Below are 22,898 nucleotides of genomic sequence, written 5' to 3'. Positions count from 1 at the left end.
GGACCAACCATGCCTCTGCTTCATATCGCCATGCGCGCCGGCAAGTCTGAAGCCTACCGGCAGGCGATTCTCGACGGGCTTTATGGCGCCATGCGGGAAGCGCTTGACGTGCCCGACGGCGACGCCTTCATGGCCATCACCGAGCATGAGCGCGCGAACTTCCGCTGCGGCAACGCCTACGGCGTCGTGCGCAGCGACGATGCGGTGCTGATCCAGATCACCGTATTCGCTTCGCGGACCGCCGAGCAGAAGAAGGCGCTCTATCGCTGCGTCGCGGATCGTCTCGGCGAAAGCCCCGGCATCCGGCCCGAGGACGTGTTCGTGAACGTGCTCGATGCGCCCAAGGAGAACTGGTCGGTCGGACATGGGCTGGCGCAATTTGCGTGAGTTGGCTCCGGTTTCAATCCGCAACGCACGCCGCCATGATGCCGTCGAGCTCGGCGCGCGAGAGCAGCCCGAGCTCGGCGATGAAGACGATCCGCGCGCGTGGCACCCCCGGTGCGGACACATCGCCCGGGGCGAGCGTGGCGCGGCCGGCGGCAAATTGAAACACCATCTGGCGGCCCGGCTGCTCGACCGTCTCGAACAGGCCTTTTGCACGCGCCAGCTTCGGCGCCAGCTTGCCGATCGCCTGCTGCAAGCGCGGTAGCGAGAGCGGGCGCTCCGAGGTCCAGCTCAGCGTCTCGAAGCGGTCCTCTGCCGGCCGTTTCGGACCGGGCTCGCGCGGCGCTTGCGCGCGAGCGACATGCGCGGGGAACAGCAGCGCGGACGGAATTTCGCCATGCTTCGCATCGACCACCACGGCGGGAACGCGCTGGGCGCGAATGGCCGCACGCATTCGCGCACCCGCGCCCTCGTCCGCCAGATCGAGCTTGCTGAGCGCCACGATGTCGGCGACGCGGAGCTGCGAGCGCTGGAGCGCGTCGTCCAGAGCTGACGGCGGCGTGCCAGCGTCCAGCACGCAGAGCACTGTCTCCAGCGGCGCCTCGAGCAGAATCACGGGGTCCATGAGATTGCGGACAATATCGGAGGGGTCGGCGACACCGCTGGTCTCGATCACGATATAGTCGGGTCTCGGATCGCGGCGCAGCAGCGTCGAGAGCGTGCGCAGGAGATCGCCTTCGAGCGAGCAGCAGATGCAGCCATTGGCGAGGCTGACCACGCCGTCGCTCGCGCCCGCGATCAACTCCGCATCGATGTTGATGGCGCCGAAATCGTTGACGATTGCGGCGATGCGCCGTCCCTCCGCATGCGCCAGCAGATGATTGACGACCGTGGTCTTGCCCGCCCCCAGAAAGCCCGCCACCAGGAGAATGGGGACCGGCATGACTCAGCCCTCGACGACGGGACGGCGCACGGGTTTGCCCGGCCGCGCGGCGACATCGAGAATGCCGTCGCTGATCAGCGGCTGGCCGCTGACGACCAGATGCCGCACGCCTTCGGACGGGCGGTTCATCGCCGTGAAGGTCGCACGGTCCGAGAGCTTTTCGTAATCGAACACCACGATATCGGCATCGGCGTCCTTGGCAAGCCTGCCCTTGGCGCGCATCGCGGGCGTGCTCTGCGACAGGATTTCCGCCGGGATCAGCGCACATTTGCGCACGCCTTCCAGCAGCGAGACGGTCTTGCGCTCGCGCACCCATTCGCGGATGAATTTCGTGAAGCAGCCCGCCGAGCGCGGATGCGAGGTGGCATCGTCGGGCAGCGGCCAGGCGTCGCCGGTGTAGGTCTTGCCGTCCGACGTCGTCCACGGCATCGCGTCGGAGGCGATCGCGCCGCCGGGATACAGCACCGACATGTCGAGCAGGTCGCGGTGATGCGCGTTGTGCTCGGTGTCGAGGATGTGCCAAAGCACCAGCGAGGACGGCTCTTCCGCCTGCGCCTTCAACAGCTCCTCGCGGTCGTGGAAGCGATAGCCGTCGGTGACGCGCTGCACGGAATCGTAACCGGTGCCGTTGCGCTCGACGAATTCGGGATCGCTGAAGAAGGCGGCGGCCAGCACGGTCGAGCCGGTGCCGTAGGGGTAGGCTTCGACCGTGATCGGCAGGCCCTGTGCTTGCGCTTTCGCGATCAGCACGCGGCAGCGTTCGACGTCGGTCTTGCTCGACGAGTTGAAATGGCAGATGTGCATGTGCGCGCCGGTCGCGCCGGCATAGCCGATCAGGCGGATATAGGCTTCCACCGCGCTTTCGGGGTCGATCCGCGACATGAAGGCGACATGGGTGAAAGTCGGCACGTCCTTGGCTGCGGCGAGCTGGCAGACCGCGGTCAGCTCCTGCACGCCGGCGCCCGGCGCGTAAGCATTGAGAATGCCGATGCCGATACCGCCTTCGTTCAGCCCGCGCGAAAGACGTTCGAGAATGCCCGAGACCTCGGCGTCGGTCGCGACATTGTCCATCCAGCGGCGGTCGCGCATGGCGTTGCCGAACGCCTCCAGCGAGCTCTCGGCGTTGGAGCCCGTCATCGCGCCGATGCGCGCGAACGCCCAGTTGGTGGCGGCGCCGTAATTCAGCACGCGGCCTTTTCTCGCCTGGCGCTCGTACCAGGACCCGACCGGCAGCACGCCGGCCTCGAGATCGAGCGTGGTCGTGACGCCGTCGAACGCCTGCATGCGGTCGGCGGGAATCGACTGGCCGTGCGCGTGCAGATCGATGAAGCCGGGGGCAACCACGAGCCCGGTGGCGTCGATCACCCGCTCGGCGCCGCCGAGCGACGAGCCGACCGCGGCAATCTTGCCATCCACCACCGCCACGTCGCCGATCGCATCCATCCCGCTCGCGGGATCCACCACCTGGCCGCCAGAGATCACCAAGCCGCTCATATCGTCACTCCCTCCACCTCGAAATCGCATCAAGGCAGATTCCGGAAGCGACCACCACCTCCACTGAAGCCGACGCAGCATGCTCATAGGGAAGATCATCCGGCGGGCAGATCGCGGACAAGCGCGCGCATCCTCGCGGCATGATTTACCCGAGTGATGCTTTTCTCCTCACCCTCTCGAAGGAAAGGGCGCAGGGAAGGCCGGGCGCCGCCTGGCACCCGTAAAGCCCCCCGTGCTGAACAGATGCGCACGCAATGCCCAGGGGAGACACAGGGCAGCCGAAACCAGGCCTTCCCTGCGCGATGGGTTTGACGGCCTATGCCGCGCTCTCCCGGGAGCCGACCTTTCCTTTGGCCTCCCTCGCCCCGCGAATTGGATGATGCAGTCTGCCCGGTCGGGCTCGCTGGCATCTCCGCAAGAGGCTTGACCGTAGCAACGACGGCCAGGACCACGCGGTTTCGCCGTACGCGAGAGGCGCCGTTCGTCTTTGCGGGTCACGCATGCTCACGAGGTGATCTCGCCCTGCACGCGCAAGCTCCGCCTTTATGGCCGCCCGCGTCCATCGCAACTCCCAGCCCGCGCTCGAAACGACGTACGACCGCCCCTTTGGTGGGCTGGGATGGCCGACAAGTACGATAAATCCGAATTTCGGTAAAGTGGAATATTTTTTGGTAGAGGGGTTGACAGTGGCCCTGGGTGTTTTGCTCGCGGCGAAACTCGGCTCTACTCCCACATTGAACGTAGGAGGAAGAGATCAGCATCGAGGACTAGACGGCCCTCTCTTTCGCCATCGCGTGGAAGGCTGGCGATGGTTTCGCCGGGACCTCAACCTATTCTGCGCGCCGCCGTCATCTCGCCCCCATTGTCATTCAGGGAGCTGACGGGGCAGCGCAATCGGGGGCAAAGTTCCAAGGTTCCCAGTGATAGGCCGAAATCCACTTCAAGCAAATTCATCGATGTCGCGTCGAGCTCTGCTCGGCGGGCTCATGTCGGCCGGCAGCGCGCTCGCGCTCGGCGGATGCGCCGGGCTGGGTGCGACAGGCGCGCGCTATGACGCATCGTCGCTCTCGGTCGATCCCACAGTTCTCGTCGCCACCACGCGCAAGCCCGTGAGCGGCGGTCGCGCAAAACCCTGGTTCGGGCCGGAGCGTGCGACGCGCATGACGATCGCGCGCGCCAGGCTGGTGGCGCCGGACGAGAGCCGCCTTTCTCTCGCCTCGGTCGGAATCGGCGACTGGCGCCTCGACCGGCTCGAGCCGGTGTCGGCCGATGCCGGCGATCTCGCTGCCGAGGCCGGCGGAGGGGACGTGCTGATCTATGTGCACGGCTTCAAGCAGACATTCGAGACGGCCGTATTGGACGCCGCCCATCTCTCGGAACGGATCCGGTTCCGCGGACGGACAATCGCGTTCTCATGGCCGTCCAGGGACGGACTGTTCGACTACGCCTATGACCGCGACAGCGCGATGTGGTCGCGCGACGAATTTGAGCGCGTGCTCTCCGCCCTGGTGTCGGCACCCGGGGCGGGGCGCGTGCACATCGTCGCGCACAGCATGGGAACGATGCTAACGCTCGAAAGCCTGCGTCAGCTCTATGCGAAATACGGCGACACCGTCACGGGCAAGATCGGCGCCGTGGTGTTTGCCGCGCCCGACATCGACATGGACGTGTTCTCGTCGGCGGTCCAGCGCATCGGCCCGCTCGCCGGCAAGATCACCGTGATCGCCTCGACCAACGATCGCGCCTTGGCGCTGTCTGGGCAGCTCGCCGGCGGCATGACACGGGTCGGCGCAGCCGAGAAGGCCGCCATCGCCCGGCTCGGCGTGCGCGTGGTCGATGCGTCGGCGGAAGGCTGGGGCATCGTCAACCACGACCTGTTCCTGTCGAATGCGGATGTGCAGAAGGTGATCCGGCGGTCGATTGATGGGACGACGGCGTGAAGAGGGCGCGTGCTCGGCCTCGGTCCACGCAGATCAAACGCCGAGTCATTTGGCTACACCCCGGATGGCAATACGTCCGCAGGGATAAATCCATCGATGACCTCGCCGGGACAGAAGAGAAAGGCCGACTTGCTGAGCGAGTTAAAGAGCTTGGGTCCTCCGAAAGGATCCGCTCGCTGGTCCATGGTGGATCGATAGCAAGCAAAGCCCCTCCATGCAGATACTAGCTTCCTTTTAATAACTCGAGCAACAACGCCTCGGTGGCCCTGGCGGCTACAGACGATCCGTAGTGGTGTAGATCATCGTCCTTGTCTGAATCAGCTAGATCAACGACACACTTAGCCGAGAAATAGTGCTGCAATCCTGCGGGAGCCTCATGAGCAACAAAGTATAACCCGAACGTCTCCATGTCCAACGCGGCCACCTTTCGGTGCTGCTTTTCGATATGTTCTAGTCTCTTTGCGTCCGCCATTACTGCCGAGCCAGTCACAAATGGAGCCAAGGTCGGCTTCGATTGCAAAGAGGGTCTCCGGTGGCCTGCATCAATGCGAGACTCGAGCTGCTGCACAAAGCCATCTCTCGAAAATACATGATCAATGATTGCCCGTGTTTGGGACTTTAGCGGAATCTGAGTCGGCGCGATTTCAAAACCATTCTTGGACCATTTTCCAGCCTGATACTCCCAAGCCGGAGAGCCAACAACTATCTGACCTAAGTTTACTTCCTTGCTGAAGCCTGCACAGATGCCACTCATGCAAAGGACTTTTACGCGGAACACATTCAAAGCCCATGCAGTCTCGTAAGTTGAAGCAACCAGTCCCATTTGACTAAGACGAACTATTCCGCCGAAGTACTCACGTTCTCCCGGAAGTCGAACATAATGGACATTCAGCCCGCCGACCACAACTTCGGAAATCTTGTTTAAGCTTGTGAACTCAAATCCCTGTCTCTCCTCTTCGAGGGCGCAGATAACAAGAAAATCCAGATCCGTCCTTGGATCACCTTTTGCGCTAACATTCTCAAGAACACGCAATAGCGCGCGGCTCCAAGCACCTTTATCATCAAAAGTTGTAATTAGAACTCCCAGCTCATCAAACTTATCTCGATAAGCTGCCACTTCTTCAGGAAACGCCGATATACCAATAACCGACGTTGTCCGATTCTTGCCTTCCACGGAACGCAACTGCCGAAGTAATTCGAGGCCTGCACGACTATCGGCGGCTCCGTCGGGCAGATAAGGAAGCATCAAATCGAGAATAATGAGATCGAATGAGATCTCACCAAGAACGCGCATTGCGTTCGACAAGGTATTCGCAACGGTTATTCCCCGCTCCCGCACCCCACCTAAAGACGATTCAATGGCCGTGACAATCGCCGCCGTCTTAGCCGCATCATCATCGACAACCAAAACTCTCATCGACCATCCTCCCGCGTCTCTATGGCCAACTGACGGAGATGCTCACGAAGAGGCGCCCGCCAGTTATCGCGATCAAACTCATAGAGCAAGCAAGCCCTAACGTTCACGCCGAACCGGGTGCGTAACGCCTTGGCTGCGGTTGACAGAGGTATATCGCTTCCGTCCAACTCAATATCTGGATATTGAGTTACAACGATAAAGGGGGACAAGTGTCGAAGCCGCCGCGCCAAACGGAGCACCTCGAGTCCGCCTTGACCTTGTGGAGAACCGCCTCCTCCCGGACCAGACATCTCAAAGGTCGGCAGCGACATATCCAGAACAACTAATGCGAATGTCTCACTGTTGATCGCCTTCATGGCAGACGTTACGGACATGGCGCGAAGCACTTCCGCCTCTGCAAGCGATTCTTCGAGAACCTTTAGAATGTCCGTTGCCTTGAATTCGTCATCCTCAACTAACAAGACCTTCATTTAGCCTCGCATTCTTGTAACCGTAATCTCAGATGGGAGGATTAGTGAAAAATTGATCTTGAGGCTCTCTTCATCGCCGGTCACCTGAAGCTGTACATCGGGAGATCGAACGCGTCTCATGACTCCGGCCAACTTCATCAAGCCGCTGAATCCCTCTTGGACAGCTGCCTGTGCAATCGCCTGATAATCATTGGTGAGTGCAGTATCAATTCTAGCGCGAGCGTCTAGATACCGCTCCCTACTATCTACTTCAGAGGTAATATCGAGCTTAACGACATTCTTTTTCCCGGGTAAAATCTGCGCATCAACATGTATGTTTCCGTCTCGCTTCCCATGCCTAGCCGCATTTCCGAGTAACACGAACAAAGCGTCTCCAAAGACATCGAAACTTCCTCGGTTCAGTGAAATGTCGTCGGAAACCACTACATCTTCTGTAAACGCGTATTCGTAGTCCAACTCTCTAACAATAGAGAGTGTCGTAGAGATAAGCATCTTAAGGTTGTAGCGATCGCGCCGGAAGACAGGTCGAATAAACCATCCACACACCTCCTGCACTCTAGCCTCAAGGGTGTCTCGACATTCGTGTAGATATGGAAAGACTAAAGCTCTGTCAGCGGAGGAAAGATGCTCGTACAGTTCAGAAAGCTTGCGGGTCGCCGCAGGCGCAAACTCTCTCAACATGTACAAGCGCAATTGGGCCAAGTCTGACTCTAAGCAATCCCAACAGAACGAATAGATATCGGGAAAGATATCATATGAACCACCCGTCTCGATGACCCTTCCTCGAACTCTGGCTATCATCGCGTCTAGGTGCTGGATATTTCCAGCAGTACGCCATTGCGCCTGAATTAATCCCTGCGGGTGTTCGGGGCTTCGAATTTGAATCACATCTTTTCGAGCGTGATCAAGTTCAGAACTCAAGAATTCACGAAACTCCTGCGCAAATACCAAAGCTCCCGAGTGATCGCTCGAGTCGTGAGCTCGGCCATGAAGCTTCACGTGATCCGTCAATTGCCCCAACACCCGGGTTATTGGAGTCATGACGTGACCGTTCAGAGTGCCATGTCGTATCCGGCGGCTTAGATATGCGTCTAAACCAAATGTGCGATCCGATACAAATGCCTTCAATGTCGCGTCTACGATTGCGACGAGCAGAAATTCTGAGCCTATTTGTGTTTCTGCTGTAAAGTCATCAACTGCTTTCTCTACCGTTGAAAAAAAGGTAAGCAAGCTTCCAAAGGAAGTGACAGGCCCCTCTGCTAAAGCAGTCTGCTTGTACCTCGTCACGCTTGTCGCATGCAAAGTTTCGAACCATTCCCTAATCGACTCCTCGTCAACGTGGACTCGCGTGCTATCAAGGTCCGACCTTGCCTCAAGATTAGCCAACTCTCGAACGAGAGCCTCCGACTCCTCTTGCAGATTGTCTGAAGATGGATCTTTACGGTCTATGAGCCAGCGACAGATTGAAAGTCTAGCTTCGAGAACATCCTTTACCGAAGACATCATCATGAACAGTCGCTCGAGAAAGGTTCGCGAGCATGTCTTCGCTAAAAGAGTTGCGGCAGAGGGATTTGCTACGGCGATCTGGCCCAAGACCTCTACTAAAGGTGAATTACCAGCGAAGAGCCTCATGAATGCAAGGCGACGGTCTAATTCGTTGTCTTGCGTTCTGTCCCGTCGGTAAATTAGCTCCCACAATACAAAAGTTAGAAGGAGCGAATTGCACGCCAAATCCGAGTCACGCAACTGCTTCAACGTTCCGCTCGAAGTGAAGAATTGGATATCATCTGTGTCCGCAAGCAGTTCAGCGATTTCGCTCGGATCGCCTTGCGGGTTGCGGCTTAAGCGGCGAACACTTTCGGCAACCACTACCGCCAACAGAAAGGAGCGACGCTCGACGTCCGGATTGTCACCAAGGAAGCCGTTTTCCCAATCGGCTAGGCCTTCGATGATGCGGTTCATTCGAGTTGGATCCGCTGCAATCTGATCCGCGGCATCGCTCAACCGACGACCGTTGGAATCGATATTTACTGGTACTCCTTCGTATCTTTCGGCAAATATCAGACCGTGGAATTCGGAGCGCCACTGAACAACAGAAGCGATATCGTCGAAGAAAAAGCTAGTTCTGTAAATCTCGACATCAGGGAGCCTCGCCTTCCGGCTATACATTCGAGATACTTGGATAGGTTGGGCGGTAAATCGGTCCTCCAGTATGCTCTTTAATGGGCTCGCTAAATTGGAGTAGGCGTCCTGGACGGCTTGCTCCCTTGAATGAATGTTCCGTTTTCGCCAAACCAGAATGGCTAGATCTAGCAGAGAGGTTGCGCTGTATCGCAATAGTGAGCACGACATAGCGGGCGCGCCCTCAATCCGCGTCAGAACTTCGTCTTGCAGAATGCGCGCAAACCAAGGGTGTTCCGCAACTCTCCTCTCTGCGAGCCGGAGCCACCGCTGCACGGCCCGAGTGGGATTGTACGTCGGATCGATCAGGTCATAGACGTAGTGGGCCAAGAGTGCCCAGGCGGTACTTTGTGCGTGCGCAGTTAGAACCTTGTATCTTCGGGACAAGCCAGGAAGGCCACTGCGCTCCAACGCAGCCAAGAGATCTTTCTTAAGAACAATCAGCGAAAGTCCATGACTTTTCTTGTGAGCAGCTAAAGCTGCTTCAACTTCCATCAGTCGTCCTGCGATCAAGTGATCGTTGATGGCCGCCAGGCTTTCGAGCGCGGGCTTCACCCTAGAGGCATGATGGTTGAGACGGGCGACCTGTAGTCCAAGCTCGTTCGCGAGTTTAAGCGGCCTTAGGTGCCCAAATTGCGGATTCGGAGTCTTACTTTCTTCCGTCGGAAACGTATTTCCCAAGCCAGGAAACGGATACGCTCGGTTATCCTCAACTATGCTGAGAATAGCAGAGTAGTCATTTTTTCCCGCTTCTTGCCTGACGGCCTGTATCTGCTTCCAGAATGTTGGTGTTGTGCGTGACCGAAAGGTCTGCTCCTGGCGCATGTTGTAGAACGGTCGCAGGCTGTTTCTCACCCTGCTGATCGCCGACGGCAGTTTTGCGCGCGACACTGAAATCTCTCCGGAAGCCGAAACGAACTTATGATAACTACCATCAAGTGAAGTGACAGCAATTACCACTTTTAGTATGGGGACTTAGAGGAGGAAAGCCTCGATGATCGGGTATTACAGGCCGACCACTCCTCAGAGCGGCTTCCTTACCGAGCATAGAATTTCTGTGCTGAATGCACGGAAGTGATGACTGAGCGATCGGAAGAAGATGTGAGTGTCGGCGCTTCCAAAACAGCGAACATGCAGCTGTTTCCCGGCTAACCCGGCAAGACAAATGGCGCTCCCTAGGGGAATCGAACCCCTGTTTCAGCCTTGAGAGGGCCGCGTCCTAACCGCTAGACGAAGGGAGCGTGAGGGCTAGCCAATAACCTCGAAATTTGTCCGCCGCAAGGACCCCGACGGGCCTTTTACGGCTCATTGGCGAATTTCAGCCGTCCGGCGGGCTTCAGGGTGTGGGCGTCGAAGGTCCTGACCTCGATGACCCCGCCGAGATCCAGGGTGATCACGAGGCGGTCGCCGGCGACCCCGGTCGAGACGATCCTGGCGCCCTTGGGCAGGGTGGCGGTGACGTCGCCGGCGGGTTCGGCCGCCCTTCCCTCCGACTTGAAAAGGCGGTAGCCCACCGCGATCAGCACGGCGCAGATCGCCAGCGCCGTGGTCAACCCCGCGATCAGCATCATGCGCCGCACCCGCGCGAACAGCGCGGCCTGCTCGGGGCTCGGTTCGGGAACAGCGGTATCAGACGTCGTCATGGAAAATTCTGGCTCTGCGCAAAGGTTGGAGGTTGTCGTCGGCGGTGACGAGGGCTCGGCCCGGCTCGACCGCGTGCTGGCGGCGCGCCTCACCGAGCTGTCACGATCGCGGCTGAAAGCCCTGATCCTGGCGGGCGCAGTCCAGCTGAAGGCCGCCGCGGTCCGCGACCCCGCTTATCACGTAAGTCCCGGCGATACGATCACAATCGACGTGCCGGAGGCAGCGCCCGCCGAGCCCAAGGGCGAGGAGATCGCCCTCGACATCGTGTTCGAGGACGACGACATCGTGGTCCTCAACAAGCCGAAGGGGCTGGTGGTGCATCCCGCGGCCGGCCACGAGACCGGCACGCTGGTGAATGCGCTGATCGCCCATTGCGGCGCTTCGCTGTCGGGCATCGGCGGGGTGCGCCGGCCCGGCATCGTGCACCGGCTCGACAAGGACACCACAGGGTTGATGGTGGTCGCCAAGAACGACATGGCCCACGCGTCGCTGTCGGCCCAGTTCGCCGATCACGGCCGCACCGGCGAGATGCGGCGCGGCTACATGGCCTTTGCCTGGGGCGTGCCCGGCCGGCACCGCGGCACCGTCGATGCGCCGATCGACCGCCATCCGCATGCACGCGAGAAGATGGCGGTGCGCCAGGGCGGTCGCGAGGCGGTGACGCATTGGGAGATTCTGGAGAGTTTTAACGGCCGCGACGGCAAGCCGATCGCGACGCTGCTCGCCTGCGAGCTCGAGACCGGGCGCACCCACCAGATCCGCGTCCACCTCGCCCATATCGGCCATCCCCTGATGGGGGATGCCGTCTATGGCCCGCATTTCAAGACCAAGGCGAACCAGCTCGGCCCCGAGTCGCAAGCCGCCCTGACCGCGCTGGGGCGGCAGGCCTTGCACGCTTACTTGCTGGTATTGGAGCACCCGAGAACTGGAGAATTACTGCACTGGGAGGCGCCCTTGCCGGAGGATTTGCTTCTCCTTCAGGGCGCCCTGAAAGCGGCGCTATGACGCAGAGGCTTTAAGAAAAGCGTTACATTACAAAAGATTATAGCTGCCACACGGGGACGTGACGTCAGCAATCCTTCCCTTTTTGCCCCCCCATGGGGTATATTGCGCCTGCGTTGGAAATGACCGACGCGGAACATCGCAGCCCGACCGGCTTTGACACAGCGGTCGTCTGCCTGGCCCGCCGCTATCGGGGGCCTGAACCTTTGGAGGGCGCACTATGGCCCGTACCGCTGCTTTGCCGGTCCTCAATGGAGAATCCGGCCTATCTCGCTACCTCGCCGAGATCCGCAAATTCCCGATGCTGGAACCCCAGCAGGAATACATGCTCGCCAAGCGTTGGCGCGAGCATGACGATCGCGACGCGGCGCACCAACTCGTCACCAGCCATCTCCGGCTCGTCGCCAAGATCGCCATGGGCTATCGCGGCTACGGCTTGCCGATCTCCGAGGTCGTCTCGGAAGGCAATGTCGGCCTGATGCAGGCGGTGAAGCGTTTCGAACCCGAGAAGGGATTCCGTCTCGCCACCTACGCCATGTGGTGGATCAAGGCGTCGATTCAAGAGTACATCCTGCGTTCCTGGTCGCTCGTGAAAATGGGCACCACCGCGAACCAGAAGAAGCTGTTCTTCAACCTGCGCAAGGCGAAGAGCAAGATCAACGCACTGGACGAAGGCGATCTGCGTCCCGACCAGGTGAAGATCATTGCCAAGCGCCTCGGCGTCACCGATCAGGACGTGATCGACATGAACCGCCGCCTCGGTGGCGACGCGTCGCTCAACGCACCGATCCGCGACGACGGCGAGGCCGGCGAATGGCAAGACTGGCTGGTCGACAACACGCCCAACCAGGAAGCCATGATGGCGGAGCACGAGGAGTATGATCATCGCCGTGACGCGCTGAACGGCGCCATGGGCGTGCTCAACCCGCGCGAACGCCGCATCTTCGAGGCGCGCCGCCTCGCCGATGAGCCGATGACGCTGGAAGACCTTGCCGCCGAGTTCGGCGTGTCGCGCGAGCGCGTCCGCCAGATCGAGGTCCGCGCCTTCGAGAAGGTGCAGTCCGCGGTCAAGGGCACGATCGCAAGAGCCGAACAGGCCGCGCTGGAAGCCGCGCACTGAGCGGGGCTTCGCCGCGAAGAGAGATTGGCGGATCGAAAGAGACAGAAAGCCGGCGGCGACGCCGGCTTTTTTGTTTGTCTGGTGCAAAGCGCGACCCGACGCCCGCGATCACAGCGGTGATTGTGCTGGAGTGCGAGACATCACAGTCGCCTCCCCTCGTCCGACGTAGCATCAAACCCGGACTTGACCCGCGCTGCCGGTCGACCGGCCGACGGCATCGCTAGGACGGACGCCATGTCGATCATTCTGCAATCCACCGTCGGCGGTTTCTCAACGCAGTTCATGCGCAGGCTGCCGCTGGTCGAGCAGGCGATGCGCGAGCACGGATTGGAGCCGTCCGAATTCGTGATCTCCAAGGACTATGCAAGCACGGCGACGATCCCCATCATGGGCCCGTTCTTCTATGCCTACAGCGTGTTCTTCGGCGAGGAGACATTCACCGTCACCGAGCCGAACGACATGGTGTTCCTGGACTATTTCTACAAACGCGTGCTGGCCGCGGACGAGCCGCCGGAATTGCCGGGGCGGCCGGGACCGATGCAACGGTTCTTCCGCTGGATGTCGCAGCCGGTGTGACGCCGGCCGTCTACTCTCCCCACATCCGCGCCAGGGTTGCGAGCCAGCAGCCTTCGCAATAGCGCGCGTCCTTGTAGTCGATCCAGTTGTGCGCATAGACGTGATCAAGCGGGATGTCGTAGCGCGTGCGCAGCACCTTGACGAGGATCTGCCACGCCGCGACCTGCGCCTCGGTCGGGCCCGTCGTCACGTCGGGATAATTGCCGGCGAATTCGACGCCGATCGAATTGTCGCGCACGACCTGGCGGTAGGTCGGGCGATTGTCGATGTACTTGTTGTCGTTGCGGTTGGCGCCGTCGCCATGGGTCGGCACCAAGTTCTCCGCGACCGCCCAATAGACCGTGCCGTCGGTCTCGACCCACACCGTGACGCCGCGGCGCGTCGGCGCCTTTGCCTGCGCCTGCGCGCCGCCGCGCGCCGAGCCTGCGGGTCCTTCGGTCTGGTGCACGATGATGTTGCGCCAGGGCCTTGCGTTGGCGACGTCGCCCCATGGTGCGAGCCAAACGATCTTCAGGCCGGGAATCTCGGGCGTGCCGGAGGCGCGCGCCAGCTTGGCGAGTTCGGCATCCTCGGCGATGGCGGGGACGATTAAGAGAAGAGCGGCCAGGGCGGCTGCGAGCAGGCGGGCAATCATCAGGCGGGATCCAATCACGGACCCCCGATGTAGCACGGCCTTACGCGAAGGTGCGCTGGCTGTGGTCCGGGCCGATCGCTGCGGGCGACAGCGGAGGCACCGGGTCGTAGACGGCAAAGTCGTTCTTGCCGTTCTTCTTGGCGGCATAGAGGGCGTGGTCGGCATTGGCCATCAGGCGGTCCGGGAATGCGCCGATGCCGCGATCCCACTGCGCGACGCCGATCGAGATCGCGATCGGGATGTCGCTGCCGGTGCAGGCCTCGGCATCCTGGCGGCAGACCTCGAGCACGCGGCGGGCGATCGCGGCGGCCTCGCGCAAGGACGAGGACGGCAGCACGACGCAGAACTCGTCGCCGCCGGTGCGGGCGAGCATATCGCCGGGCCGCAGGCGCGTCTGCGCCATCAGCGTGAAGTGCTTCAGGCAGGCATCGCCGGCGGCATGGCCGTGGGTGTCGTTGATGGTCTTGAAGCCGTCGAGATCGATCACCAGCAGCGAGAACGGCGCGCCGCTGCGCTCGGAGCGGGCGCATTCCTCGGTCAGCCGCTGCAACAGATGCCGCCGGTTGGCGACGCCGGTGAGATCATCGAGCAGCGCGAGGTCGGCGACCTCGCCCCGCAGCCGGTCCATCGCCATCAGCAGGAAGCCGAAATTGAGCGTCATCGACAGGAACAGCAGCCCCAGCACCATGACGGCATGGGTCTGGCCGCCGGCCTTCGCCGACAGATCGTGGCCGAGCAGGTTGCCCACCGTGCGGGCCACGAGAATCGCGATGATTGTGAGAATGACGATGCCGGACAGCCGTGCGCCCGGGCTGGCGCGGCCTTCGGGCGGCCACAGCAGCAGGCGCAGCGCCAGCACCAGCGGCAAGGCTTGACCCAGCGTGTAGCTGAGCATGCGCAGCTGCATGTGCTCGAAGCCGACCATGAAGACCACGACACCGGCAAGGCTCAGGCATCCCGCAACCGTCATGAGGCGCCAAGAGACCGGCCGGTCATAGAAGCGCTGAATGCCCATGGCGGCGAAGCAGCTCGCGGCGATGACGCCGGCGGCGCCGAGCAGCAGCGGCAAGGGCGAGGCGACGAACAGGCGGACCAGCGCCGTCATTGCACCGGTGGCGCCGACGAAGGACGATGCCATCCAGAACCGCGCGGCGGCGAATTTCGGATAGGACCGCGTCACGTAGGCCCAGATCACGCCGAGCGCCAGGAAGTTGACGACGAAGACGGTCCACAATGTCGGGACGTTCAGCATGACGCGTGCAGCACGCGCAGCGTCCCGCCTCCCGTCCCTGGCAACCGTCCGTCCATGACCCATCCCCGTTTTCTTGCGGTGATCATGCGCGCGACGCGCTTAATGGAGTCTCACTGCGACCTTCGAAAGTTCCGCCTTTGGTTTTGGATTCATGAATGCCGGGGCCGTTGGCGGATCGTTAAGTCTGTCGCGGGCGATGGCATCGCCGACAGGGCGATGCGGATTCGCGGACCAAAATCACCTGAAAATGCATCTGAGCTGTGGATAACGCGATGACACGTATGTGACAGTGCGGGGCAGAGCGCTGCGAATCTGCTGAGTTTGTCGTCGAGGATGTTGCGAGGCTGGCCCTCCGCCTAGCATCCCTCGTGTCGCGTTTCACCATTAACCCTGAAGAGGATCCTATGGCTAAGAAAGCGAAGAAGGCGACGAAGAAGAAGGCGAAAAAGGCCAAGAAGGCGAAGAAGAAGTAACGAGGCTTGTTCTTTGCCCGGGTGGAGCCTCGCTCCGCCCGGGCGTCGGGTAAGAGGTGGCGGGCGCGAGGCCCGCTTTTTTATTGGCCGGAGAAGACTACCGCTCCGCAAACGCCAGCTTGGCGCCGAGCGCGGCGAAGCCGGCCGCAAAGCTGCGGCGCAGCCAGGCCATGACGCGCGGGCGGGAGATGACGTGCTCGCGCACCGAGGCGGCGCACAGGCCGTAGACGGCGAACACCGCGAAGGTCATCGCCATGAAGGCGCCGCTCAATTCCAGCATGCGCGCCAGCACATGGGCCTCGTCCACGGCGATGAACTGCGGCAGGAAGGCGAGGAAGAAGATCGACAGCTTCGGATTGAGGATGTTGATCAGGAAGCCTGTCACGATGACGCGGCCACTCGAACGCTCGCTGATGTCACCCTCGACCGAAAGCGCCCCGCTCTCGCGCAGCGCCTGCCAGGACATGTAGAGCAGATAGGCGACCCCGCCCCATTTCAGCGCGGCAAAGGCGAGCGCGCTGGTGTGGAGCACCGCGGCGAGCCCCAGCATCGCGGCACACATATGCGGCACGATCCCGAGCGTGCAGCCGAAGGCGGCGGCGAGGCTGGCGCGCGAGCCGCGCGTCAGCGCGGCGGCCAGCGTGTAGAGGACGCCAGTGCCGGGCGAGGCGACGACGATGAGCGAGGTGAGCAGGAAGGACCAGGACATGGGCGGACGCTATCACCGCCCATCGCGGCAGGGAAGTCACGCCTCAGCAGGGCCTTCAGTCTCTCTCCATCACCCCCGCGCAACGGCGAAGCGAGGCCTCACGACAGCTGTGCGATCTCGGCTTCGCGCAGCACGTCGAGCGGCGCCCAGGGCTTGGCCCAGAATTTTGCGCCCTCGGGCAAAGGCTGCATCAACGGTCGGCCGGAGGTGACCACGACGTCGAGGCCGGGATTGCGATCCTTGGCGACATGAGCGAGCTCGACCCCGTTCATGCGGCCGGCCAATTGCACGTCGGTCAACATCAGGCAAAGCGCGCCGGCGCTCTTCTCGAGCACGAGCTCGGCGGCCTCGGCGCGTTCGCACTGGATGACCTGGTAGCCGCTCTCTTCGAGCAGGAGGCACAACATCTCACGCTGCATGACATCGTCTTCCACGATCAGCGCGGTGGCACGAAATGGTTGCGCTTGTCCCATCTGCGTCTCCAATGCTCGCTTGCGTAACGTACGTTAAGGAGCAAATTCCCATGTGGTTCGGTTCCATTCTGAAAAAATGTAAAGCATAGTTCCATCGATCGGGCCTTGACGGGGGACATCATGACAGCGATTCGCGGCGCGGCCGCCATTACGGGAGCGGCCAGTGGCATCGGCCGGGCGCTGGCCATCGAGCTGGCGGGGCGCGGCTGCGATCTCGCGCTCGCCGATCGCGACGAGGCCGGGCTGAAGACGCTCGCGGCCGAGATCGGACGAGGCCGCAAGGTCAGCGTGCATCGCGTCGACGTCGGCGAGCCCGCCGACATCGCGCGGTTCGCGAGCGAGGCGACGGCCGCGCATCCGGAGCTCGGCATCGTCGTCAACAATGCGGGCGTGGCGCTGATGGGCTCGTTCGAGGAGATCGACCAGGCGCAGATGGACTGGCTGTTCGACATCAATTTCTGGGGCGTGGTGCACGGCACGCGCGCCTTCCTGCCGCATCTGAAGACGAGGCCCGAGGCGCATATCGTCAACCTCTCCTCGATCTTCGGCATCATCGCGCCGCCGGGACAGTCGGCCTATGCGGCGGCGAAGTTCGCGGTGCGTGGCTTTTCAGAGAGCGTGCGGCATGAGCTCGTGGTGGCAGGAAGCCCCGTGAAGCTGTCGGTCGTGCATCCCGGCGGGGTCGCCACAGCGATCGCGCGCAACTCGCGCACCGGTGTCGGCGTCACCGACAATGCCCGTCGCGCGCAGTCGATCGAGCGGTTCGAGAACGCGGCCAAGACCACGCCGAAGGACGCTGCGCTGCGCATCATCAAGGGCATCGAGAAGAACGAGCCGCGCATCCTGATCGGCAACGACGCCCGCTTCATGGACCTGCTGCAGCGCTTCCGCCCGAGCACCTATTGGGCGCCGTTGCAACGGAAGCTGGAGAAGATGGCGAAGGGGAAGTGACGCCGGGGGCGTGACGGCATCACTGCCCCGCCAGCCGATCGGCGAAATAGCCGATGGTCTTGCGGTAGACCACCGCCCTGTTCCACTCGCGCATCGCTTCGAAATTGGCGGTGCCTTCGCCATAGGGCTGGCCCATCTTGAAGCCGTTGGTGTGGAGCAAATTGGCGGTCGAGGCCAGCACGTCGGGGACGCTGTGGCGGAGGTCGACATGGCCGTCGCCGTCGAAATCGACGCCGTATTTGATGTAGGACGACGGCAGGAACTGAGTCTGGCCGATCTCGCCGGCAAAGGCGCCGATGAGGTCGCGAAGCGGCAGGTCGCCACGCTGCACGATCTTCAAGGCGGCGAGCAGCTCGCCCTGGAACAGATCGGTGCGGCGGCAATCATGCGCAAGCGTCGCCAGCGTGCGGACCACAGGCATCTTGCCGATGTCGCCCTTGCCGAAATCGCTTTCCAGGCCCCAGATCGCGACCAGGATATACCGTGGCACGCCGAACTGCTGCTCGATGCGCGAGAGCAGCGCGGCGTGGCGCTGCAGCAGTGCGCGACCGCCATTGATGCGGCCCGGGCCGACCCGGGTCGAGACATACTGCTCAAAGCTCTTGTTGAAGGTGTGGCGCTGGCGGCGGTCGAAGGCGAGCACCGCGCCATCGGGGGTCACGCCGCTGAGCGCCGCGTTGGTCACGCTTGCCGAGACGCCGGCGGCCTGTGCCTCCTGCGCCATGGTGGCGACGAAGCTGTTGAAGTCGCCGCCGCAGCGCGCGGCCTGCGCCGAGCCGCCGGCCAGACACAGGACGGACGCGGCGGCGAGAAGCAGTCTCAGCATATGGAAAAATCCCTTGGAGAAAAGCGCGAAGCAGCGCGCGGATCATGCCCGGGAAAGCCGCAAGGGTCAAAGCGCAAAGCCTGAAAGCGCAATGCTTGATCCGCATCAAACTGTCTCACGCCCTTCTTCCTAGATTGCAGGCGACCAGGAAAGCCTCCGAGGAGACGCGTTCATGACCGGAATTACCTTGACCGCCGAGCAGATCCGCAATGCGCCCGCAGCGGTGCGGCAATGGATCGAGCAGGAGGTGATCTCTTCGCTCGGCCTCCGCCCCCGCGCGCCCGCGACCATGCCGCCGCACGCCTCTCATCTCGTCGCCTGCAGCGTGGAGGACGTCGCCGGCGTGCTCGAGCACATCAGGGGCGTGCTGCCGGCGGTCAACGTGCTGCTCGAGCTCGGCCGTCCCGGCATCAGCTTCGGCCAGCCCGCGGTGATGACGTTCCGCCTGATGGACATCCTGCATCACACCCGCCTGCCTGACATCAACGCGGTCATCACGTGCCTCGAGATGATCAACCAGGCGCTGATCGAGGTGAAGAAGGATCCTCTCGTGCGGTTCTGCGGCTTCGACAATGAAGGCCATTGCCTGATCGCGCCGCAGACGCAAGTGAGCATCGCAGCGCTGTGGCAGACCATGATGGAGCGCCAGCAGGCCGCGCAGGAGCGCACGGCCGCCGGCCGGGCCGCGCCGGCCGCGTAAGGCAGACGGCAAGTTCCGGCGCAATGGAAGCGGAAACGGTCCGTCGGTTAGAACCGGCAGGGCGGCGCGCGAGACTAACGTCTTGCGCCCCAGCCCCCGCAACCGACAGAGAGTGCCGATGCCCGCACCGCAAAACGTCCCGGGAATGCTCGTCCTTGCCGCCCTGCTCTGCCTGTTCACCATCCCCGCCTCCGCGCAGACGCGCGACGTGGCGGGCGCGCGCGACTATCCCGGCATCGGCCGGTTCGCCGGCAGCGTCGTCACCGGCTATGTGGTGAAGGATTTCGATGCGACGCGGATCCAGGCGGCCGCCTTTAGGGACGGCCAGCCGACCGACGCGCGGCGGCTCGAGGGCCGCATCGTCCGTATCGCCTACCGCACCAACCCCGGTCCCTCGATCCTCGAAGTGTCGCGCAATTTCGAGACGCAGCTTGCCAAAGCGGGCTTCGAGACCCTGCTGGCCTGCGACACCGAAGCCTGCGGCGCCATTCCCTTCACCGAAAGCATCGACACGCTGCCGGTGCCGCAGATGTGGGTCGACGGCTTCAACTACCGCTATGTTGCCGGCCGCAAGGTCGAAGGCGGACGCGAGACCTATGCCAGCGTCATCGTCAGCCAGAACAACCAGGACATCACCGCGCAGGTCACCGTCGCCGAGCTCGGCGCCATCGCGAACAAGATGGTCGACGCCGCCGCGATGGCGAAGGGCCTTGGCGAGACCGGCCACATCGCGCTCTACGGCATCTATTTCGACACCGACAAGGCCGTCCTGAAACCGGAAAGCCGTCCGACGCTGGAGCAGATCGCAAAGCTGCTGGCGAGCCAGCCGCAGCTCAATGTCTTCATCGTCGGCCACACCGACAGCCAGGGCGCCTATGAATACAATCTCGATCTGTCGAAGCGCCGCGCGGAAGCGGTCGCGGCCGAGCTTACGAAGAGCTTCCGGATCGCCCCGCAACGCCTGCGCACCGCCGGTGTCGGCCTGCTGGCACCGGTCGGCCCGAACGCGACGGATGCCGGCCGCGCGCTGAACCGGCGGGTAGAGCTGGTGGCGCCGTAAAGCATTGCGTGCGAGTTTGATGCGGGTCAATATCGCGGTACGCACGACGTGAGAGGGATGGACGCACACATCCTCTCTCGGCGTCATTCCGGGCTCGACAAAGTCTGAGGCAACAGGCCATGCCCGACCATCAGCACAAGCCAACGCGCGCCCTCCTCCGCATCCCCCTGCTTCGCCTGCTCGCCATCAACCTCGCGATCGGCGCCTGCGCCGCCGCGCTTCTCGTCGGCGGGCTGCTCTGGCTCAATCCAGGACATCTGCGCGAGCTGATCTTCGCCGACAGCTCTCCCGGCATCGCGCTCGCGCTGCTGCTGGCCTCCTTCCTCATCACCTTCGGCTCGGCCGCGATGGGCAGCGCGATCATGGCGCAGGGGCGCAAGGAGAACAACGACAAGGGCGGCGGGCACGGATCGCGGCTCGCCGTGCAGGAGGTGGCGCAGCGCCCGCGCATGCAATGAGAACCGCGCGGCGATGGAACTCGCCTCACACGCTGATCACATCATCTGCACGCACGCGGGAGCATGTGCAGGCCGGCGCACTCGTCCGGCAATGGCGCGCTCCACATGCGCTGCATCGCGCGCCCGCGAAGATGAACAAAGTGGTTTGCCAATCCGAATAATTGCTTCGATGTGGCGACACATCACACATCGTAGCCAACGCATATCTGATGCGCTCGCTGCGACATCGGCATCATCTGATTTGCCTTGCCATCGCAGCGCGCTTTCTATAACATTCTATTTTAGGTTGTCGCCCCGCCAGCCCCGGGCGACACTGAAGACCAAAAATAGACGGCGGGCTTCGGCCCGCCGTTTATTGAGGCGAGCGCCTCTCGATCCCGGGTTTGTGACACGGCGGGTCCGCGGCCACGGCTTCCCACCGCCCCCGGGGCCCTGCGCAAAGTCATTTGACTATGGCGCCTCTATCGACGACAAGCCGCCATGGCCAAGAAACCCGGAACCAATCCCAAAGGCGAATTCGCCTTTTTCAACGTCTTCTATGAAGACGATTCCCAACGCTCCAACCGCCGCGTGCCCTCCGAGTTGCTCGGCGGCCTCGACGGCGACGAACCCGCGCGCGGCTTCATCATGGAGCAGGACCGCGAGATCGCGGAGAAGAGCGGCCGGCCCGCGCTGGAGATCAAGCGGATCGAGCGGGTGGGGGTGAAGAAGAAGTAGGTGCGGCGAAAATGGACCCTTGGATTGAACGAAAGAGCCGCGCATCCGTCAGTTCGCTGCTAGAAAATCTGCCACCAAACCACGTACCTTCTGCGTCAGCCCCGTTTCAGTGATGCCGCTAGTTACAACTTCATAGTCCGCTACTTCCAAGTTTAGCTGGGCGTCACGTTCCATCGGTGAGGCCATAATCGCATCGAATACCGCATCGTCCTCTTGCTTCCCGTTTCTTAACCTGTCTCTGCGCGTCGCATCGTCGCAACGAAGATAGATCAAGAGCGAAACAGAGAAACGCGCCTGGAGGTAGCGAACAGCTTCAGGCGGCCTAATTCCATCAAAAACGACCCGCCCCGAATTATCTGCCTCGGCCAAGAGGCGCTTTGCGAATTCGTCTACTCCAAATTTCTGCAGGTAATCCTCAGCAAACTTTATCAAGCTTATTCTGCCGGCGTTAGAACCCGCTTCTCGCGCAAGATCCTCCATAACCTTTCCAGCAGAGACCACCTTGAACTTGTGGGCTCTAAGCGCGTTCGAGACCACGCTCTTACCACTTCCCGGCATCCCACAGATGAAGACGGCCACCCTACGCGAGCCCGGCTCCGCGCAAAGTGTTTCAATGGCGCGCAAGAGGTAGGAAGATGAAGGAGTGTCACGCACTGAACAGATGAAGGTCTCGCCGTCGAGGTGATATCGATACAGGAATGCTTTGGTGCCTCCAGAGAAGCTGATTATCGAACATCGGATATTCTTGGAGTCATTGAACGTAAAGTGCCGGAACAATTCAGAAAACAGATCTTGTCCTATTGCCTCCCTAACCACATCTCTATCCTTTGACGAAATCAGAGTTATCTTGTCGGCGCGCGCCAAGCGACGAACGTGAGCGGCTAACTCTTCACTATCTGCAAGCCAGCTGAAGTCTCCGGCGTAGACAACTATACGTTCGGCCTCTTTGTAATAGCGCTCCAGAACTGAATATTCCTCGTGCTTTGTGCGAGTGGCATATTTTCCAAGCAATGAGTCGCGATCATCCTTCCTCAGCTTATCTCTCGTCCAGTTGCCGATGAATACAGCGAATGGCAACGCCGTCACGAGGACAGCGAAGAAAATAGACAGCGTATTGCTGATTTGGTTCAGCGAACTCAAATACGAGTCTGGGGAGATCCGAGAACGATCAATTCCAATTAAGTCGAGGACATAGTTCGACGTTATTGAGAAAAAGCGAGAGGGCTCGGAATTCGTCGCTGCTGAGATTGCAGTTGCCGTAAACGACCAAATGAGAAGGATCGTTAGAGACAACAATAGAGTACAAAGAGCCAAGAACGCGGCCATGGTCCATTCGAATAGACGATGGCGCCCTCCCCCCTGCGACAACATCTTGCATCTCCCCCCGTCGGCACAACCGCTTAAACAATCAATTATTCAAGACGGAACAATCTCTGGTCAACCCCCACTGCTTCCACAGCTCTCGCGGAAGCTC

General features: G+C 61.5%; 22 protein-coding genes and 1 tRNA gene. 10 read left to right on the top strand and 13 right to left on the bottom strand.

Going from position 1 to position 22,898, the window contains the following annotated elements; translation table 11 throughout:
* The first annotated feature begins 9 nt into the window (after nucleotides 1–9).
* The gene (locus AC0WRY_RS06555) at nucleotides 10–387 is read left to right on the top strand and encodes a tautomerase family protein (RefSeq protein WP_194406210.1); all 378 of its coding nucleotides are present in this window, start codon (nucleotides 10–12) and stop codon (nucleotides 385–387) included.
* Between the two features lie 13 nt (nucleotides 388–400).
* On the opposite strand, the gene AC0WRY_RS06550 is transcribed toward AC0WRY_RS06555, so the two are convergent.
* Both AC0WRY_RS06550 and AC0WRY_RS06545 read right to left on the bottom strand, forming a co-directional pair.
* Nucleotides 401–1,327 (bottom strand): CobW family GTP-binding protein, encoded by a 927-nt coding sequence (locus tag AC0WRY_RS06550; RefSeq protein WP_491122826.1) that lies wholly within the window; start codon nucleotides 1,325–1,327, stop codon nucleotides 401–403.
* A 3-nt stretch (nucleotides 1,328–1,330) separates the two neighbouring features.
* Nucleotides 1,331–2,821 carry an amidohydrolase family protein gene (locus AC0WRY_RS06545; protein WP_491122825.1) on the bottom strand — a complete coding sequence of 497 codons (1,491 nt, stop codon included), beginning with the start codon at nucleotides 2,819–2,821 and terminating at the stop codon, nucleotides 1,331–1,333.
* Nucleotides 2,822–3,777: 956 nt separating this feature from the next.
* Between AC0WRY_RS06545 and AC0WRY_RS06540 the strand changes: the two genes are divergently transcribed.
* Nucleotides 3,778–4,761, top strand: coding sequence for an alpha/beta hydrolase (locus tag AC0WRY_RS06540; protein ID WP_194406207.1), 984 nt, complete (start codon nucleotides 3,778–3,780; stop codon nucleotides 4,759–4,761).
* A gap of 223 nt (nucleotides 4,762–4,984) precedes the next feature.
* On the opposite strand, the gene AC0WRY_RS06535 is transcribed toward AC0WRY_RS06540, so the two are convergent.
* From AC0WRY_RS06535 to AC0WRY_RS06515, 5 genes are all read right to left on the bottom strand, one after another.
* A complete protein-coding gene (locus AC0WRY_RS06535) occupies nucleotides 4,985–6,178 on the bottom strand; it encodes a phosphorylase family protein (RefSeq protein WP_194406206.1) in 1,194 nt (397 codons plus the stop codon).
* Nucleotides 6,175–6,648, bottom strand: a complete 474-nt coding sequence (locus AC0WRY_RS06530) for a hypothetical protein (protein ID WP_491122824.1) — start codon at nucleotides 6,646–6,648, stop codon at nucleotides 6,175–6,177. The genes AC0WRY_RS06535 and AC0WRY_RS06530 overlap by 4 nt, the downstream gene beginning before the upstream one ends.
* Nucleotides 6,649–9,720 carry a hypothetical protein gene (locus AC0WRY_RS06525; RefSeq protein ID WP_194406204.1) on the bottom strand — a complete coding sequence of 1,024 codons (3,072 nt, stop codon included), beginning with the start codon at nucleotides 9,718–9,720 and terminating at the stop codon, nucleotides 6,649–6,651. It lies immediately after the preceding gene.
* 275 nt (nucleotides 9,721–9,995) lie between these two features.
* A tRNA-Glu gene (locus AC0WRY_RS06520) sits at nucleotides 9,996–10,070 on the bottom strand.
* A 57-nt stretch (nucleotides 10,071–10,127) separates the two neighbouring features.
* The gene (locus tag AC0WRY_RS06515; protein ID WP_194406203.1) at nucleotides 10,128–10,472 is read right to left on the bottom strand and encodes a hypothetical protein; all 345 of its coding nucleotides are present in this window, start codon (nucleotides 10,470–10,472) and stop codon (nucleotides 10,128–10,130) included.
* Between AC0WRY_RS06515 and AC0WRY_RS06510 the strand changes: the two genes are divergently transcribed.
* From AC0WRY_RS06510 to AC0WRY_RS06500, 3 genes are all read left to right on the top strand, one after another.
* Nucleotides 10,471–11,478, top strand: a complete 1,008-nt coding sequence (locus AC0WRY_RS06510) for an RluA family pseudouridine synthase (protein WP_194406202.1) — start codon at nucleotides 10,471–10,473, stop codon at nucleotides 11,476–11,478. The genes AC0WRY_RS06515 and AC0WRY_RS06510 overlap by 2 nt on opposite strands.
* Nucleotides 11,479–11,695: 217 nt before the next feature.
* A complete protein-coding gene (gene rpoH, locus AC0WRY_RS06505) occupies nucleotides 11,696–12,595 on the top strand; it encodes an RNA polymerase sigma factor RpoH (RefSeq protein ID WP_100178250.1) in 900 nt (299 codons plus the stop codon).
* A gap of 234 nt (nucleotides 12,596–12,829) precedes the next feature.
* The gene (locus AC0WRY_RS06500; RefSeq protein WP_194406201.1) at nucleotides 12,830–13,171 is read left to right on the top strand and encodes a hypothetical protein; all 342 of its coding nucleotides are present in this window, start codon (nucleotides 12,830–12,832) and stop codon (nucleotides 13,169–13,171) included.
* 10 nt (nucleotides 13,172–13,181) lie between these two features.
* Here the strand turns inward: AC0WRY_RS06500 and AC0WRY_RS06495 are convergent, their stop codons facing one another.
* The 4 genes from AC0WRY_RS06495 to AC0WRY_RS06480 form a co-directional block, all read right to left on the bottom strand.
* Complete coding sequence (locus AC0WRY_RS06495) at nucleotides 13,182–13,805, bottom strand: peptidoglycan recognition protein family protein (RefSeq protein WP_194406200.1); 624 nt, start codon at nucleotides 13,803–13,805, stop codon at nucleotides 13,182–13,184.
* Between the two features lie 40 nt (nucleotides 13,806–13,845).
* Nucleotides 13,846–15,057, bottom strand: coding sequence for a GGDEF domain-containing protein (locus AC0WRY_RS06490; protein WP_194406199.1), 1,212 nt, complete (start codon nucleotides 15,055–15,057; stop codon nucleotides 13,846–13,848).
* A gap of 570 nt (nucleotides 15,058–15,627) precedes the next feature.
* Nucleotides 15,628–16,239, bottom strand: coding sequence for a LysE family translocator (locus AC0WRY_RS06485; RefSeq protein ID WP_194406198.1), 612 nt, complete (start codon nucleotides 16,237–16,239; stop codon nucleotides 15,628–15,630).
* Nucleotides 16,240–16,337: 98 nt separating this feature from the next.
* The gene (locus tag AC0WRY_RS06480; protein WP_491122823.1) at nucleotides 16,338–16,712 is read right to left on the bottom strand and encodes a response regulator; all 375 of its coding nucleotides are present in this window, start codon (nucleotides 16,710–16,712) and stop codon (nucleotides 16,338–16,340) included.
* A 120-nt stretch (nucleotides 16,713–16,832) separates the two neighbouring features.
* Here AC0WRY_RS06480 and AC0WRY_RS06475 point away from each other — a divergent pair, with 120 nt between their 5' ends.
* Nucleotides 16,833–17,663: an SDR family NAD(P)-dependent oxidoreductase gene (locus AC0WRY_RS06475; protein ID WP_491122822.1), complete on the top strand. Its 831-nt coding sequence runs from the start codon at nucleotides 16,833–16,835 to the stop codon at nucleotides 17,661–17,663.
* Nucleotides 17,664–17,682: 19 nt separating this feature from the next.
* On the opposite strand, the gene AC0WRY_RS06470 is transcribed toward AC0WRY_RS06475, so the two are convergent.
* Entirely contained in the window at nucleotides 17,683–18,489 is an 807-nt protein-coding gene (locus tag AC0WRY_RS06470) for a lytic murein transglycosylase (RefSeq protein ID WP_491122821.1), read from the bottom strand.
* A 172-nt stretch (nucleotides 18,490–18,661) separates the two neighbouring features.
* On the opposite strand from AC0WRY_RS06470, the gene AC0WRY_RS06465 reads away from it, so the two are divergent.
* The 4 genes from AC0WRY_RS06465 (at nucleotide 18,662) to AC0WRY_RS06450 (ending at nucleotide 21,424) form a co-directional block, all read left to right on the top strand.
* Entirely contained in the window at nucleotides 18,662–19,189 is a 528-nt protein-coding gene (locus tag AC0WRY_RS06465) for a hypothetical protein (RefSeq protein ID WP_491122820.1), read from the top strand.
* A 118-nt stretch (nucleotides 19,190–19,307) separates the two neighbouring features.
* Nucleotides 19,308–20,249 (top strand): OmpA family protein, encoded by a 942-nt coding sequence (locus AC0WRY_RS06460; RefSeq protein WP_491122819.1) that lies wholly within the window; start codon nucleotides 19,308–19,310, stop codon nucleotides 20,247–20,249.
* Between the two features lie 119 nt (nucleotides 20,250–20,368).
* Nucleotides 20,369–20,707: a hypothetical protein gene (locus tag AC0WRY_RS06455; protein ID WP_259216215.1), complete on the top strand. Its 339-nt coding sequence runs from the start codon at nucleotides 20,369–20,371 to the stop codon at nucleotides 20,705–20,707.
* Between the two features lie 480 nt (nucleotides 20,708–21,187).
* A complete protein-coding gene (locus tag AC0WRY_RS06450; RefSeq protein ID WP_014492112.1) occupies nucleotides 21,188–21,424 on the top strand; it encodes a hypothetical protein in 237 nt (78 codons plus the stop codon).
* A 48-nt stretch (nucleotides 21,425–21,472) separates the two neighbouring features.
* Here AC0WRY_RS06450 and AC0WRY_RS06445 read toward each other — a convergent pair whose 3' ends face one another.
* Nucleotides 21,473–22,750: an AAA family ATPase gene (locus AC0WRY_RS06445; protein WP_491122818.1), complete on the bottom strand. Its 1,278-nt coding sequence runs from the start codon at nucleotides 22,748–22,750 to the stop codon at nucleotides 21,473–21,475.
* Nucleotides 22,751–22,898 lie beyond the last annotated feature (148 nt).

This window comes from Bradyrhizobium sp. T-12 (assembly GCF_058314695.1).
The sequence above is the reverse complement of the archived record's forward strand: the minus strand, read 5'-3'. Positions and strand labels throughout refer to the sequence as shown.

Excerpts from the sequence above, each read along its gene's own strand:
- AC0WRY_RS06555 (WP_194406210.1), top strand. The coding sequence starts at position 10 with ATGCCTCTGCTTCATATCGCCATGCGCGCCGGCAAGTCTGAAGCCTAC.
- AC0WRY_RS06550 (WP_491122826.1), bottom strand. The coding sequence starts at position 1,327 with ATGCCGGTCCCCATTCTCCTGGTGGCGGGCTTTCTGGGGGCGGGCAAG.
- AC0WRY_RS06545 (WP_491122825.1), bottom strand. The coding sequence starts at position 2,821 with ATGAGCGGCTTGGTGATCTCTGGCGGCCAGGTGGTGGATCCCGCGAGC.
- AC0WRY_RS06540 (WP_194406207.1), top strand. The coding sequence starts at position 3,778 with ATGTCGCGTCGAGCTCTGCTCGGCGGGCTCATGTCGGCCGGCAGCGCG.
- AC0WRY_RS06535 (WP_194406206.1), bottom strand. The coding sequence starts at position 6,178 with ATGAGAGTTTTGGTTGTCGATGATGATGCGGCTAAGACGGCGGCGATT.
- AC0WRY_RS06530 (WP_491122824.1), bottom strand. The coding sequence starts at position 6,648 with ATGAAGGTCTTGTTAGTTGAGGATGACGAATTCAAGGCAACGGACATT.
- AC0WRY_RS06510 (WP_194406202.1), top strand. The coding sequence starts at position 10,471 with ATGGAAAATTCTGGCTCTGCGCAAAGGTTGGAGGTTGTCGTCGGCGGT.
- AC0WRY_RS06515 (WP_194406203.1), bottom strand. The coding sequence starts at position 10,472 with ATGACGACGTCTGATACCGCTGTTCCCGAACCGAGCCCCGAGCAGGCC.
- rpoH (WP_100178250.1), top strand. The coding sequence starts at position 11,696 with ATGGCCCGTACCGCTGCTTTGCCGGTCCTCAATGGAGAATCCGGCCTA.
- AC0WRY_RS06500 (WP_194406201.1), top strand. The coding sequence starts at position 12,830 with ATGTCGATCATTCTGCAATCCACCGTCGGCGGTTTCTCAACGCAGTTC.
- AC0WRY_RS06495 (WP_194406200.1), bottom strand. The coding sequence starts at position 13,805 with ATGATTGCCCGCCTGCTCGCAGCCGCCCTGGCCGCTCTTCTCTTAATC.
- AC0WRY_RS06490 (WP_194406199.1), bottom strand. The coding sequence starts at position 15,057 with ATGCTGAACGTCCCGACATTGTGGACCGTCTTCGTCGTCAACTTCCTG.
- AC0WRY_RS06485 (WP_194406198.1), bottom strand. The coding sequence starts at position 16,239 with ATGTCCTGGTCCTTCCTGCTCACCTCGCTCATCGTCGTCGCCTCGCCC.
- AC0WRY_RS06480 (WP_491122823.1), bottom strand. The coding sequence starts at position 16,712 with ATGGGACAAGCGCAACCATTTCGTGCCACCGCGCTGATCGTGGAAGAC.
- AC0WRY_RS06475 (WP_491122822.1), top strand. The coding sequence starts at position 16,833 with ATGACAGCGATTCGCGGCGCGGCCGCCATTACGGGAGCGGCCAGTGGC.
- AC0WRY_RS06470 (WP_491122821.1), bottom strand. The coding sequence starts at position 18,489 with ATGCTGAGACTGCTTCTCGCCGCCGCGTCCGTCCTGTGTCTGGCCGGC.
- AC0WRY_RS06465 (WP_491122820.1), top strand. The coding sequence starts at position 18,662 with ATGACCGGAATTACCTTGACCGCCGAGCAGATCCGCAATGCGCCCGCA.
- AC0WRY_RS06460 (WP_491122819.1), top strand. The coding sequence starts at position 19,308 with ATGCCCGCACCGCAAAACGTCCCGGGAATGCTCGTCCTTGCCGCCCTG.
- AC0WRY_RS06455 (WP_259216215.1), top strand. The coding sequence starts at position 20,369 with ATGCCCGACCATCAGCACAAGCCAACGCGCGCCCTCCTCCGCATCCCC.
- AC0WRY_RS06450 (WP_014492112.1), top strand. The coding sequence starts at position 21,188 with ATGGCCAAGAAACCCGGAACCAATCCCAAAGGCGAATTCGCCTTTTTC.
- AC0WRY_RS06445 (WP_491122818.1), bottom strand. The coding sequence starts at position 22,750 with ATGGCCGCGTTCTTGGCTCTTTGTACTCTATTGTTGTCTCTAACGATC.